The sequence below is a fragment of the Coleofasciculus sp. B1-GNL1-01 genome (assembly GCF_040220235.1).
Lineage (GTDB): Bacteria > Cyanobacteriota > Cyanobacteriia > Cyanobacteriales > Coleofasciculaceae > Coleofasciculus.
In genome coordinates this window covers 1-13,873 of record NZ_JAVJTO010000094.1, presented here as the reverse complement: position 1 = coordinate 13,873, position 13,873 = coordinate 1, and the positions used below count along the sequence as shown (strand labels likewise).

10 protein-coding genes and 2 pseudogenes are annotated in these 13,873 nt (G+C 46.4%); 7 read left to right on the top strand and 5 right to left on the bottom strand.

Annotated features, from left to right (window positions below):
* From RID53_RS22940 to RID53_RS22920, 5 genes are all read left to right on the top strand, one after another.
* The gene (locus tag RID53_RS22940; protein ID WP_446390307.1) at positions 1–189 is read left to right on the top strand and encodes a DUF4089 domain-containing protein; all 189 of its coding nucleotides are present in this window, start codon (positions 1–3) and stop codon (positions 187–189) included.
* On the top strand, positions 186–1,559 hold the full coding sequence (locus RID53_RS22935) for an AtzE family amidohydrolase (protein WP_446390306.1): 1,374 nt from the start codon (positions 186–188) through the stop codon (positions 1,557–1,559). The genes RID53_RS22940 and RID53_RS22935 overlap by 4 nt, the downstream gene beginning before the upstream one ends.
* A gap of 24 nt (positions 1,560–1,583) precedes the next feature.
* Positions 1,584–2,147 carry a 5-formyltetrahydrofolate cyclo-ligase gene (locus RID53_RS22930; protein ID WP_446390385.1) on the top strand — a complete coding sequence of 188 codons (564 nt, stop codon included), beginning with the start codon at positions 1,584–1,586 and terminating at the stop codon, positions 2,145–2,147.
* 56 nt (positions 2,148–2,203) lie between these two features.
* A complete protein-coding gene (locus RID53_RS22925; protein ID WP_446390305.1) occupies positions 2,204–3,043 on the top strand; it encodes a carbohydrate ABC transporter permease in 840 nt (279 codons plus the stop codon).
* A 157-nt stretch (positions 3,044–3,200) separates the two neighbouring features.
* Positions 3,201–3,638, top strand: a complete 438-nt coding sequence (locus RID53_RS22920) for a DUF29 domain-containing protein (protein ID WP_446390304.1) — start codon at positions 3,201–3,203, stop codon at positions 3,636–3,638.
* Between the two features lie 285 nt (positions 3,639–3,923).
* Here the strand turns inward: RID53_RS22920 and RID53_RS22915 are convergent, their stop codons facing one another.
* Positions 3,924–4,379 carry a hypothetical protein gene (locus tag RID53_RS22915; protein ID WP_446390303.1) on the bottom strand — a complete coding sequence of 152 codons (456 nt, stop codon included), beginning with the start codon at positions 4,377–4,379 and terminating at the stop codon, positions 3,924–3,926.
* A complete protein-coding gene (locus RID53_RS22910; RefSeq protein ID WP_446390302.1) occupies positions 4,351–5,214 on the bottom strand; it encodes a hypothetical protein in 864 nt (287 codons plus the stop codon). Before RID53_RS22910 ends, RID53_RS22915 begins: the two co-directional genes overlap by 29 nt.
* 226 nt (positions 5,215–5,440) lie before the next feature.
* On the opposite strand from RID53_RS22910, the gene RID53_RS22905 reads away from it, so the two are divergent.
* Together RID53_RS22905 and RID53_RS22900 are read left to right on the top strand one after the other, a co-directional pair.
* Positions 5,441–7,012, top strand: a complete 1,572-nt coding sequence (locus tag RID53_RS22905) for an NAD(P)H-quinone oxidoreductase subunit N (RefSeq protein ID WP_446390301.1) — start codon at positions 5,441–5,443, stop codon at positions 7,010–7,012.
* Between the two features lie 103 nt (positions 7,013–7,115).
* Positions 7,116–7,562, top strand: a pseudogene (locus tag RID53_RS22900) (DUF29 domain-containing protein).
* Between the two features lie 93 nt (positions 7,563–7,655).
* Here RID53_RS22900 and RID53_RS22895 read toward each other — a convergent pair.
* The 3 genes and pseudogenes from RID53_RS22895 to RID53_RS22885 all read right to left on the bottom strand — a co-directional run.
* Positions 7,656–10,346 carry a ShlB/FhaC/HecB family hemolysin secretion/activation protein gene (locus tag RID53_RS22895; RefSeq protein ID WP_446390300.1) on the bottom strand — a complete coding sequence of 897 codons (2,691 nt, stop codon included), beginning with the start codon at positions 10,344–10,346 and terminating at the stop codon, positions 7,656–7,658.
* 315 nt (positions 10,347–10,661) lie between these two features.
* Positions 10,662–13,334, bottom strand: a complete 2,673-nt coding sequence (locus tag RID53_RS22890; protein ID WP_446390299.1) for a glycoside hydrolase family 10 protein — start codon at positions 13,332–13,334, stop codon at positions 10,662–10,664.
* A gap of 110 nt (positions 13,335–13,444) precedes the next feature.
* Positions 13,445–13,630: pseudogene (locus RID53_RS22885) on the bottom strand (Uma2 family endonuclease); the annotation flags it as partial.
* Between the last annotated feature and the right edge of the window lie 243 nt (positions 13,631–13,873).

The following is a 13,873-nucleotide window of genomic DNA, read 5'->3' as shown; positions in this document are numbered from 1 at the left end:
ATGACTAAAGAAACCGTTGATTTTGGTGAATATGTCGATCGCATGGCAGAATTGATTGATTTGCCGATTGACCCAGAATACTGTCCTGGTGTTGTTGATAACATTACTCGAATTGCCGCGATCGCACAATTGGTGAATGAGTTTCCGTTACCGGATAATATAGAAGCCGCACCAGTCTTTGAACCATGACCTTTAATTGGAGACAAGCCGACGCTGTGGGAATAGCTACGGCGGTTTATCAGGGTGAAATAACCGCCCGTGCGATCGCGCGGGATTGTCTGGCGCAAATTGATGCCCATAATCCCAGGTTAAATTGTTTTACCGCCGTTACCGCTGATACAGCAATAGCCGAGGCGGAACGGGTGGATCAGGCGATTAGCCGAGGAGAATTTCCCGGTGTCTTGGCGGGAGTTCCGTTTGCGGTGAAGAATTTATTTGATATCGCGGGATTAACCACCCTAGCCGGATCAAAAATTAATGCCGAAAATCCCCCAGCGAACCACGATGCTACCGCCGTTACCCGACTTAAGCAAGCGGGGGGGGTGCTGGTGGGGGCGTTAAATATGGATGAATATGCTTATGGGTTTGTGACGGTTAATAGCCATTATGGGGCAACACCGAACCCTGATGATCCGACTCGCGTTTCCGGTGGATCATCGGGGGGTTCCGCCGCTTCAGTCGCCGCCGGATTAGTCCCCCTTACCTTGGGTTCTGATACCAATGGTTCAATCCGGGTTCCGGCTTCATTGTGCGGGGTTTTTGGCTTAAAACCCACTTACGGGCGTTTATCCAGGGCGGGGGCGATTTTATTTTCCAGTAGTTTAGACCATATTGGTCTCTTTGCCCGGTCAATCCGGGATATTGCTACTGCGTTTGATATTCTTCAGGGACATGATCAACGTGATCCAGTCTGTACGCAACGCCCCCCAGAACCGTGTTTACCGCAACTAGAACAGGGAATTGAGGGATTACGGATTGCAGTGGCGGGGGAGTATTTTGCTCAAGGCGCTACCCCAGACGCCTTAGATGCTGTCGCTAAAGTCGCCCAGGCGCTGAATGTCACGACTACCGTTAGGATACCGGAAGCACATCGGGCAAGAGCGGCGGCTTATATTATTACAGCGACAGAAGGTGCTAACTTACATTTTGCCAACTTGCGATCGCGCCCCCAAGATTTTGACCCCGCCACGCGCGATCGCTTTTTAGCAGGGGCTTTAATTCCCGCCTCGTGGTACATTCAGGCGCAACGGTTTCGCCAATGGTATCGCCAAAGGGTGCGGGAACTTTTTCAGACAGTCGATATTATTCTCGCACCAACGACGCCTTGTGTCGCCCCCCGCATCGATCAAGAAACAATGGTAATTGGGGGAGAAGAGATATTAGTGCGCCCGAATTTGGGACTGTTTACCCAACCGTTATCTTTTATTGGATTACCTGTTTTATCGGTTCCGGTTAAGTTGTCTAGTTCTCTACCCTTAGGTGTGCAAATTATTGCCGCTCCTTATAATGAAGCCATGATATTGCGCGTCGCCGCCGTATTGGAGGGGAAGGAACTATAAATGGCTACTGAAATTCCCTCAAAAATGACCAAGAAAGAATTACGGCGGCGACTGCTGAAACAGCGACAAGCCATGACAAAGGAAGACTGGCGAGAAAAGAGCGATCGCGTCTGTACTCAGCTTCAGTCGTCACCCCTATTCACTCAAGCCAAAACAATCCTGGCTTATTTTAGTTTTCGCCAAGAACCGGATCTCAATCCCCTGTTTACCGATATCCAACACAGTTGGGGATTCCCTCGATGTGTCGGTAAATCTCTCCTCTGGCATCGCTGGAAGTGCGGAGAAGCCCTACAAACGGGAGCTTATGGCATTTTTGAACCCCATGCCAATTCCCCCACCTTAGAACCGGATGAGGTGGATTTAATCTTAGTTCCAGCGGTAGCGTGCGATCGCCGAGGCTATCGTTTAGGCTATGGCGGTGGCTTTTATGATCGCCTGTTGAGTTCGGCGGAATGGATATCGAAGCCTACCCTAGGAATTATCTTTGATTTTGCGTTCTTGCCTCAACTCCCTATCGATGGGTGGGATCAACCCTTAAATGGAATTTGCACAGAAACGGGAATAACGATTTTTGGTAGGCTGCGTTAGCAAAGCGTAACGCACCGACTTGAAGATTCATTGTCCTCCCCCTACTGAAAAATACGATGAGTAAAACGCTGGGAAAGCAGATTTGGCAAAGAGTTTGGACATATATCCTATTGAGTGCGATCGCGTTGGTGATGCTGTTTCCCCTCTTCTGGTTAATTAGCACATCATTGAAGTCATCCACAGAGAATATTTGGTCCTTTCCACCTCAACTGTTCCCTAGTCAACCGACGATTGAGAACTATATCGAAGTCTGGCAAACCAATCCCTTTGGTCAATATATTTGGAATAGCTGTATTGTTGCCATTCTCACGGTTACCTTCAATCTTCTCTTTTGTTCCCTCGCGGCTTATCCCTTAGCCAGACTCAATTTTCGCGGACGCGATATCATTTTCGCGATTATCGTTTCTACGATTATGATTCCTTTCCAAATCGTGATGATTCCCCTCTACATTTTGATGGTGCAGCTTGGCTTACGAAATAGTTATTTAGGCATTATTTTTCCCAGTTTAGCTTCAGCCTTTGGCATTTTCTTATTACGCCAAGCCTTTCAAGGGGTTCCCAAAGAACTCGAAGAAGCGGCGAGGATCGATGGTTGTTCGGAGTTAGGATTGTGGTGGCATATCATGATTCCCGCCGTTCGTCCGGCGTTAGTCACATTAGCTATTTTTGTGTTTATTGGCTCATGGAGTGACTTTCTGTGGCCCCTAATTGTTCTGGATCGACCCGAATATTATACCTTACCGTTAGGCGTGGCTAGGTTAGCTGGAACCTTTTCCCTCGATTGGCGTTTAATTGCCGCAGGTTCAGTTATTTCTATTGCCCCGGTTTTGCTATTTTTTATCCTGATGCAGCGGTATATTGTACCTAATGATAGTGGGAGTGGTGTGAAAGGATAATTAGTTGGTCAGGGCGGGTTTTACAGATAACTTATGCCACACACTGATAACTTAACTAAATCAGCTCCTGTACAGGTAAGACTTAATGTTATAAAATAATGTTTTGGTGGATTAATATATTATAAATTAACGGGCAATCAATCAGGCAGGATAAGCCATGACTTCAATATCCTATGAAAATGACTTTTATGCTTGGACACAAGAACAAGCTAACCTACTAAGAACTGGAAAACTCCATCAAATAGACTGGCAAAACATTGCTGAAGAAATAGAAGATAGGGGACGTGCTGAAAAGCGACAACTCGAAAGCCGACTAGAAGTATTGGTTATGCATTTACTCAAATGGCAATTTCAGCCTAATCTGCGCTCTCGTAGTTGGCAATTAACGATTAAAGAGCAACGTCTTCGCTTAGAGAAGCTATTACAAGAAAACCCCAGTCTCAAATCCAGTCTCGATAATGCCCTCGAAAAAACCTACCCCCTCGCTACGCTTAGCGCCGAAAAAGAGACTGGACTATCCTTATTTCCGGACACTTGTCCTTACACCCTAGCTGAGATATTATCCCCTGAATTTTTACCCGAACAGGGTTTGTAGTAGGCATCAAGGGTGTCATAAACTCTCACATCGCTGCTACAAACGCTTAATTCACAACGGCGTGACTAATCCCTGTTACCTGAAGGGGTGACAAGCAACTACCCCATGATTTTTGTTGGGTTACGGCGGGTAGTTCATTCAACGGTTACGGGTTTTGATTGAGTTTCCGCCTAACCCACCCTACAAATTCATTTTCGGTTAAGGGAAGTTTAAAAAGCTGGACAAAACCTTCAATAATCAGGAAAAAATGACTCCGAAAATTTGTAACCAACTCATCGAGTTAATTCATGCATGAACTTGGGCGAGTAGACTAGAAATAACCCGCTTAACGTCTGAAGAAGACAATATTTTGCCTAAAGCATTTTCATATTCTGCTTCGCTTTTACACTCACACTCTCTATCTTCAGCAGCAGCAAAACTTGTCACCAATACAGGATAAAGATCGGTCAGTGAGTACTGTATCTTGAGGACTGAGTAAGTGTAGTTGTTCAGTGAAGGTACTTTAATTCGCAGATATGCAACAAATAATCGAGTTTCTTGGCTATCTGGATCAACCAATACTTCTCTTCTGCCTGGAAAAAATTGTGGACTTGATTTTACATCACCAAATTTTACCTCACCAACAAGTAAGCCATTCGTTTTTTCCGTCAAGATAGAAGCTTGCTCTTTTAAGATGGTATAGGGAGTCCGTATCGTTTCAGCACTTGGCAAGTCACCCCATAGGTCTTTGATATTGGTCATTTTGATTGATCCTTTCGAGTTTTAGTGTAACAAGTATGGGTAAATGATCAGAGTAAAACTTGGAATTGGGAATTCCCTTATTTGTAAGTAAGTTTTTATCTCCAATTTTATAAATCACTTTTAAATTATTCTCATCCGCTGAAAAATAATCCAGTAGTTCTGGTCGCAGAAGTACTTGATCAAATGTATTCCAAAAGTAAGTGACATAATCGGAACTACGATAGTAATATGTTCCAGGTGTGCCGACAGACGTATCACCCATTCGTCCCCACATTGGATTATAAAAAAATGGTTTGTTTTTCCCCTGTACTTTTCGACTACCCTTCTGGGCAATACTTTGAGTCATTACAGCATGAAAACCATCTGCACCAACAACACCGACTTCAAAGGGATTCATGTTGAGATCGCCAATGACTAACGTTCTAGTATGTCCTACCATACTCTCAGCCTCTTGAATGAGCTGAGAAACTCTTATGGCTTGGAACGTTTGACCGTTCTCTGACATGTGAAGTTTGCTGGTAAGGTGGAGCGCCACTAAAAGTATATCAGCTCCAATGGGTGGGGATATCCTCCTGATTGCGATACTACCTTCGTCAGATATTGGTTTAATTGATTCAGCCGGATATCGAAAGAAGAATGATAAGCGGGAGGGAGAATTATAGAGTGCCAGATATTGATTATCTATTCCCTTATTCAAGGCTATTTGCACTTCGGTATCTGGTATATCTGGTTTCTCCGCTAAAATCAAAATATCAACGTCATTTTCCTGGCAAAGACATACAAGTTCATCCAGCAAAGGCTTTTTTCTAATGTTCCAAAATAAAAATGTAGTCATACGCAGTTATAAAATCTCAAGCCTAAACATTGTTGTTCTGAATTAGACAAGGTTATACCCCGCATTTTTCACAAAGATCGCGATCACTAACCCCATACCCCTTCTGCCTTGGAGCCTTTTGCTATTGCATATAGAGGGGTTTTGGTGGAATGTCTCTACAATCAGTGCCAATCACCGATATGATAAGAACGTTACTCTCTGGATACGACCCTAAGCATAGACCATAATGGATTTTGCCACTATTGCTGCCCAGCTTAATGCTGGGATAATTTTGCCAGAGGGAATCGTCGTGATTACCCTGTTACTGGTTTTAGGAATTGATCTGATTGCGGGTAAACGTTCTGCTAATACCCTGCCTTACGTCGCTATTGGCGGACTACTGGTTTCCGTAGTCGCCTTGTACTATCGATGGGATGTTGCCCAACCCCTAGCTTTCTTTGGCGGGTTTAATGGGGATGCCATGAGTATCGCCTTTCGCGGCATCATCGCTTTATCGACGGCGGTAACCATTTTGCTGTCGATTCGCTATGTGCAGCAGTCTGGCACCTCGTTAGCCGAGTTTATCGGCATTTTACTCACCGCTACCTTGGGGGCGATGTTCCTCTGTGGCGCGAATGAACTGGTTACCATCTTTATTTCCCTAGAAACGCTGAGTATTTCGTCGTACCTGTTGACGGGATACATGAAGCGTGATCCCCGTTCCAATGAAGCGGCGCTGAAGTACCTGCTGATTGGCGCGTCAAGTTCAGCAGTGTTTCTCTATGGCGTGTCGTTGCTGTACGGCTTGTCTGGCGGCGAAACTAACTTAAATGGAATTGCCACCGGGATTGCTAGTTTAGAATCGACCCCATCCTTGGGTATTTTAATCGCTTTGGTGTTTGCGATCGCCGGAATTGCCTTTAAGATTTCGGCGGTTCCATTCCACCAGTGGACTCCTGACGTATACGAAGGTTCCCCGACTCCCGTTGTCGCCTTCTTGTCTGTCGGTTCTAAAGCCGCAGGCTTCGCCCTCGCCATTCGCTTACTGGTAACCGCGTTTCCCCTGGTTAGCGAACAATGGCACTTTGTCTTCACCGCCCTGGCTATCTTAAGTCTGGTATTAGGGAATGTGGTAGCCCTTACCCAAACCAGCATGAAACGCCTACTTGCCTATTCATCCATTGCCCAAGCTGGCTTTGTCATGATTGGTTTAATTGCGGGAACCGATGCAGGCTACGCCAGTATGATTTTCTATCTGCTGGTTTATTTGTTCATGAACCTGGGTGGTTTTGCTTGTGTGATTCTGTTTACCCTGCGAACTGGTACGGATCAAATCAGCGAATATGCGGGCTTGTATCAGAAAGATCCCCTGCTGACATTGGGACTCAGTATTTGTTTACTGTCCTTAGGTGGAATTCCACCTTTAGCGGGATTCTTCGGTAAAATTTACCTATTTTGGGCAGGTTGGCAAGCCGGATTGTATGGCTTAGTTTTGCTCGGTCTAATCACCACTGTGGTTTCCATTTACTACTACATCCGTGTCATCAAAATGATGGTGGTTAAAGAACCCCAAGAAATGTCCGACGCGGTGAAAAATTATCCGGAAATCCGCTGGAATTTACCCGGAATGCGTCCTTTACAAGTGGGTTTAGTTCTTTCTGTCGTCATTACGTCTCTGGCGGGAATTTTATCTAATCCCCTATTTACCCTCGCCAATAGTTCAGTGACTAATACGTCCATGTTGCACTCTTCGGTGATCCAATCTCAATCTCACACCCAACCAATTGCATCCATTGATGCCAATTTATCGCCAGATTAATCAATCAGATCCCCGACTTCTTGAAGAAGTCGGGGATCTCGTGCAGCGACAGAGAATTATTACTTATATCAAAGATGAGATAAAGTGATAGGAGAAGAATCCCATGTCCAAAACGCCATATAAAACAGACTATTATCAATGGATTCAAGAAACAGTCAACCAATTACAACACCGTAACTTTCAGGAGGTTGATTGGAATAATTTGATAGAAGAATTAGAAAGTATGGGTAAAAGTTAGAGACGAGCTGTATTAAGTCTTTTAACCCGTTTATTAGAACATCTGTTGAAATTATCCTATTGGGAAGCCGAGAAAGAGTATTCAGGAAATCTTATGGCGGCGGAAATTGTCAATTTTCGCGCTCAAATTCAACAGCGTTTAGAAGACAGTCCCAGCTTAAAACCTGAACTAGACGCGATGTATGCCAAAGCATATCCTGTGGCGGTTAAGTCGGTTTCTAAGCTGTTTTCACTGCCAAAGGATGCTCATATTTCCCTAGAACAAGCCCTGGATGAAGATTGGTTTGTTGTTGATGAATCTGGAGAGTCTTGAAGAATATAGCAACCGCCGTAGCGGTTAGGACACATGAATCATTTGGTAGAGACGTTCCGCTGTTGTAGAGACGCGCCACGGCGCGTCTCTACATTAGAAATTGTAATTCACACTAAAATAAAAGCCATCATCCTGAGCATTTTCCCCGCGATCCTCTAAATCAACCAAAGGCAAACCATAATCCAGCCGCAGGTTTAAATTAGGCAGAGGTTCCCACAATATCCCTAAACCTAACCCAGCTATAAAGGTCTGGTCTAGTAATTCATTGGGATTCGTCCCTCGATTCCAAACATAACCGACATCGAAAAACGGCGCCAAAACAAAGGTAGCAATCCCCGATTCATCCCGTTCTAACGTAATCCGATCTTCTACCGAAATGCGAAATCCATTATCTCCCGCCCGGACATTTTGGCGATAGCCTCGTACCGATTGACCGCCACCAATGACAAATTGTTGAGCCGGTAATAAACTATCAAAGGCTAACTGGAGATCCGCTTGAATAATTAAAAAGTTATCCGGATTGATAATTTGTACCCGCTGGATTTGAGCCAACCAACTGACAAACTGACCATCGGGCCAATCCTCATCAATATCCGAGTTTTCTGTCGCATCAAATAAGCCAGTACCAAAACTAAATAGCGAACGGAATGCCCACGCCCCAGAAGTTTGACGTAGGGTGTATTCTTGTCCAAACTTAACTACACTGGTGCGACTCACCCCATCTTCCTCTGGTCCGAGGCCAAAGGGTGTTGGTCCAGCAAAAGTAAAGGTTTGACCGTCTTGATGAGTAAACCCTAACGATAACGCCAATTCTCGACGCGGTGTGCGGATTAAGGGTTGGCGATAGTTAATTTCATAGAGTTCGGATTCTCCTTGGATCTCCAGATTCTCTAAATCTTCTTGAATTACTTGATTCTCATTAAACGATGCTCGCAGTTGCACCGTACCATTCATAGCGTTGATTGGCGCCCGATAATTAAAATCCCAGGTATGGGCACCACCAGCCGTTGTTCGGTTATATTGTGCCGAAATTTCATCCCCAATCCCGGTTAGATTGAGATAACGGGCATTCGTAGTGAAACGTTCAGCACCTACACTGGGAGGGGAATAGTTATCAATACCGACACTTCCGTCAAAGGGATCGGCTTCCGATATCCGCACCACGAGAATACTTTGTCCTAATCCAGTTCCCGCCCTCAAAGAGGCTTCCACATTTTCAAATAACGGATTAACTCGTAACAAGCGCAATTGGTCTTCTAACGCACCTGTATTCAGGGGTGTATCCGCCCCTAATCGAATACGCGATCGCACGTAACTCGGGTTCAGCCGTCGTGCCCCTTCCACCTGGATGGCTTCCAGACTCCCTTCAATCACCCGAATTTCCACCACATCGGTATCCAGGGTTTCTTCGACCAAAACTGCCCTAGAGGTAATGTAGCCTTGTTCCAAATACAGTTGAGAAATCGCATCCGCCACACTTCTAAGTTCTTCCAGAGTGACGGTATTTCCTTCCACTGGTTCAATAATCGGGTTAAATTCATCCTCCCCAAAAATCGTACTCCCGGTGACATTAATCTCTTGGACTTGAATCTGCCTCTCTTCCGGCGAGGTGTCATCATTCTGTTTGGTGTTCGCCGCAATCAAACGAATGTCATGGCTACTGGCAACGATTGGCGACTGATTCTGGTTCGGGGAGGATAAAGGTTGCTCAACGACGTTAATCCTGGGAGTGGAGTGAGGTTCCTCTACTTTAATGGGTGAGTGTTGTGGGCGTTGCCGAGGGTTAACCGTTTCCGGTGGAGTTGCGGGCAATTGTTCCACCTGCCCGATTACAGACTGAACTGGGGAACCCAGCAGACTCGCGGCTTGGCGATTTTCCGGTTGGAGACGGGCAGGGTGAATCTGAGACGGTGCTAAACGTGCCGCCTGTCGATTTGCTGCTGTTAAGCGAGTGGGATGAATTTGAGTTCCCCGAACAGGGCGGTGATCTGGCGTTGATTCAGAATGACGTGAAGAGTGACTCTCTAAGTTACTCGTATCCAGAACCTGTATCCTCGCGTTCTCTCCATCCCCAGGTTTTGACTCTGCCTCTGGGGAATTAACAGTGAGAGAATTATCCAGAGAAAGACTAGACAGTTGATGGTTGTCCCAATGACCGGAAACCTGCTTAATCACAGGTCTTTCGGGATGATTAGGGTAGGCAACATCTATCCTCCCACCCTGAACATGAGCTAACTGGTGACGGAACGGAGAAACGTGAACCGTTTGAAAGACAGTGGGATCAGGCTGGGTAGGATTGAGGATATCTCCAGGTACAACAATGGGATCAAAGAGAATCGCCCGCAGCCTATCTAGCCTATCTATATGATGTAAAACAATACTTGAGCGTTCTAAACGGGGAAACCTGTGTACACCGGAATCATGAAGCGTTGCGATCGGCAAACGGGCAGGTTGAAGCGGTTGGGGTTTAACCGCTTGAGGTTTGAGATTCGTGGGCTTTCGGGATGTTGATCTAGACGGTGTTGGTTTAACATTCAACGACTGAGGCTTAGTCGCCGCAGACGGAGTCGGTTTCAGGCGTGAAGCGGGAGACTTGACCGATTTACCCTTCACCCTGCCCATCTTGGACATTTCCAGACTCAGGACTTGACCACCCATGACCCCCTTTGAGGTTGAGTCAGTCAACTTGGATGGGGTTTCACCAAACGCCATGGTTGCCATGCCAATTCCTGTCAGAACTGAAAGCAAACTTACAAAAAGATTAAGCTGTAAATACCACTTCATCAAGGTAAAAACTCGACTTTAAACGAGCAAGTACTGCGTGAACCATCAACCTGTTTTTGGGAGTCTCCCCCCAAACCCTTATTGTTATCTCAGCTAAGATGTCCTTTGGGCAAGCAACTCCATCAGGAATTTGACCCAGATCTGATGTCAGGGAACAATCAAATCTGTGTCCCCAGTTGAGATTGATAGGGTAGACAACTATTCTGAATGCTAATTCTTGCTAGACCCATGGGGAGCGCCTTAGCTGCCCAAAATAGTTTACCTTACACAAACTACCATGCTCTCAAGCCAAATGTCGGCAATTAGTTTCAGTTATTAACGTTTAATCGCATCTGACGAATTTTTCGGTAAAGTGGTTCGTTCACCATAGTTCAATAGCCGTTCAATTGTTGCCAGCCGATTCTCCCACACCTGAACTTGATAAGGGTGGCGCATCCCTTGCTGCTGCATCCATTGGGGGAATTGAGATCGGAACGTGGCGAGGGCGGCTTGGGCGGTTCGCATAAGCTGCGGTGAGGGTTCCGTAGCCAGTTGCTTGAGCGCCTGATCTAGCTTTTCTGTTTGAGCCACCCATTCAGTAAAGGCGTCTTGATGAATGGCGAGTTGCTCATTCGTGACCAAAAAGTTCCATTCCCGTTGCAGCGCCACAAATCGATCCCTGGCGACTTGGAATGGCTGACGGTAAGGAATTGGCTCAGTTGAGGTAGACTCCGGTTGACCTTGAGTCTGTTGGAAAATACGATGTAAATTCTCGTTAAGATTCTCAACCGCAAACACAGCATACCCGTTGGCAGGTAAATCCCGCAGCAGTTGGATTTGGTCAACTGCCACAACATCGGGTAAATTCAACAAACGAATCCCTGGAATCAGCAACGCTTGGTTGAGTGTCGCTTCGGTGAGTAACGGTTGGGTAAGACTGTGCAACCCTTCGGTATCCAAGGCATAAGTCATCGGTACAACTAGATCAATATACCCCTGCTTTGCCCATTCTTCCCAGTTTTGCTGCAACCGTTGCTGACGTTCCGCTGGGGGTAGGGGAAATACGGCAGCCGAGAGAATCAAATCGGGACGTTGCGACAACAGACGCGCTGATACTGATGCGACAAAGCTGTCCACTTGGCGGATACGAAACTCTGTCCATTGCTGCCATAATTGGCGATCGCGAGGATACACCTCTATCGGATCAACCCCGGTTCGTTCCTGAAATTGCTGACGCGCCGCCACCCCATACCCATACGTTTGATTCACGCGCGGATCTTGAAACGGATAGCGAATATAATCCAGTTGAATCCCATCCACGTCATATCGGGTGGCAATTTCCTCCAGCAGCGCCATTAAATACTCCCGCACTTCCGGGTTGGCGGGATCAAAAAATGCCTTTCTCGTATTCGGCGCAAACAAGCGTCCCTGCTTATCAAAAATCGCCCAATCTGGATGCGCCGCTAAAACTGGACCCGGATAATCCAACGGCTGATTTAATAGAGCATTGTGACGCTGATTCGCCGCCGCAAAAATCCACACCCAAGCATGTAACTCCATCCCCCGTTCATGAGCCAAGTCCACGGCGGCTTCTAGAGGGTCCCAGCCGCGCACCAGAGGATTTTGTTCAGGGGCAACCTGGCTCGGGTAAATCGGATAACTGGCGTTAACGGTTTCAAAGAAAACCGTATTAAATCCCGCCTTTGCCAGATTATCGAAGAGTTTAACTAAGTCCTGTTTACGCTTTGCCTTGACAATTGTCCCCCGATCCAACCAAATTGCCCGAATTTCAGGTTGGGCAAGTTGACGCTCCATCGGATAATTATCCCAGAGTAGCCGTCGGGCATTAATCCACTGTTGTCGCGCTGCCGTATAGTCCTGTTGCTCAACCGCACCCAGAAAATTTTCTAAGCCAATTCTCGCTTGCGCCAACGCCGAAACCGTGGTTCGATTTGGATGGGAATGCCGTTGATTTCCATGTTCTGATTCCTTGGCACTCATCCCCGCTAAGGACTCAACACTCTCCTGAGTGAGCAAGCCAACCTCACTGTTATGAGCATTAGCCCTTAATAATGTACTTTCCACCCGACCAATTAAGTTTTCCAACTCCCGACTCATCGCCGTCACTTCATTGGCGGTAAGGGTTCCCCAATTGTTCGCTGGAGTTTGGGCGGGAAGCACTAAGCGATCGCCTTCGCTGGGAACAGGAGTCGGATTAGTTGCGCGGCGGGTATCTTGGCGTTTTTGCTCCGGTCTGATTGGGGGTACAGGAGTCGTTGCCAAGGATTGATTTTGACCACAATTTGGCGGGGATGAATTCGCCATCTTTCCAGGCATCGGCGTAACATTATAATGACTCAGCGCGGCTTGCAGCCAAACCACATCCATCTGGGCGGCGTCTTCCCCATCCACTCCCCAGCGCCAGCCCAAAAAAATCGATTGATCCGTCGTCACCACTGCTGGGGGACTTTCCGACTGATTCCATACAGCCGCCGTTTCAGCATCCAAGCTGGCGGGAATCACCACACCCCCTTGCACCTCTCCCACTAATCCCGCATCGGGTATCCAGCTTGGGGAAGAAATCGATAATCGTTCCAATCGAGACGGCTGACTCAAACCAAATCCCCAGTAGGCACCTAAGAGCGATCGCAAACGATTTCGCACCTCAGGTGGAGAGACAACACCCGCCGCACCACTGACAATGATCCGCCCGCCTTGACGCATCCACTCTTGCAGAGTCGCCAGGTGTTCGGGTTCTAGGCGTTCAATATTCGGTAAAAATAGGAGTTGGGTATTGCCTAGATCAGAACGTTGATTAACCTGGCTCAAGTCAACCACGCAGTAATCCACATCCGTTGACTGCAAGCGATCGGTAATAGCTGACCAATTTGCCTGATTATCCGGACTTTTCACCACCCCTAAGTTGACCGTTTGAGCGAACGCCCTGGGGTTACCTAGTAAGGTATTGATTGTCGTCGCGATCGCAATGCCAATCACCCATTTCTTCATAAGCTATCTTTAATATTTAAGGAAGCGGGTTTTTTGAGCCATGACCCCTGATCAATTATCAGTCAACCCTGAACCAATGACAAATGATAGGTGTCTTTAATTATCCTTTTTAAGTCTGTAATTAAATCGGCTTCTCGATTGCCACTCACTCCACCGACGGGAGGCATAATCACTAATTCACCTTTAGCTGTTTGTTCCAGTTGCCACGTTTGATTGGCTTGACAAAGTTGGTAAAATTGTTCGTCGCTTAAGCCAACATTCTTTAAGTTTAAAATGACGGGTGAGTAAGTGAGCATGGCGGGAAACTTTAAATATCAATAGATGAAGTCGTGTATTTAAGTAATATGTCTTTCCGCTAGTCGCATTATTGTCCGTGAGATTTTAACTCAGCTATAATCTTTTCGGTTTTTCGTTTCGACTTTCTTAATCCGTACATCCGCGAGCAAAAGGAAGTAATAATGGCAATTAAGTCTTCCATTAATTCATCTTTTTTATCCTCACTTTGATTAACAATTTCAACTTTTTTGTCTAATTCTTTG

Excerpts from the sequence above, each read along its gene's own strand:
- RID53_RS22940 (WP_446390307.1), top strand. The coding sequence starts at position 1 with ATGACTAAAGAAACCGTTGATTTTGGTGAATATGTCGATCGCATGGCA.
- RID53_RS22935 (WP_446390306.1), top strand. The coding sequence starts at position 186 with ATGACCTTTAATTGGAGACAAGCCGACGCTGTGGGAATAGCTACGGCG.
- RID53_RS22930 (WP_446390385.1), top strand. The coding sequence starts at position 1,584 with ATGACCAAGAAAGAATTACGGCGGCGACTGCTGAAACAGCGACAAGCC.
- RID53_RS22925 (WP_446390305.1), top strand. The coding sequence starts at position 2,204 with ATGAGTAAAACGCTGGGAAAGCAGATTTGGCAAAGAGTTTGGACATAT.
- RID53_RS22920 (WP_446390304.1), top strand. The coding sequence starts at position 3,201 with ATGACTTCAATATCCTATGAAAATGACTTTTATGCTTGGACACAAGAA.
- RID53_RS22915 (WP_446390303.1), bottom strand. The coding sequence starts at position 4,379 with ATGACCAATATCAAAGACCTATGGGGTGACTTGCCAAGTGCTGAAACG.
- RID53_RS22910 (WP_446390302.1), bottom strand. The coding sequence starts at position 5,214 with ATGACTACATTTTTATTTTGGAACATTAGAAAAAAGCCTTTGCTGGAT.
- RID53_RS22905 (WP_446390301.1), top strand. The coding sequence starts at position 5,441 with ATGGATTTTGCCACTATTGCTGCCCAGCTTAATGCTGGGATAATTTTG.
- RID53_RS22895 (WP_446390300.1), bottom strand. The coding sequence starts at position 10,346 with ATGAAGTGGTATTTACAGCTTAATCTTTTTGTAAGTTTGCTTTCAGTT.
- RID53_RS22890 (WP_446390299.1), bottom strand. The coding sequence starts at position 13,334 with ATGAAGAAATGGGTGATTGGCATTGCGATCGCGACGACAATCAATACC.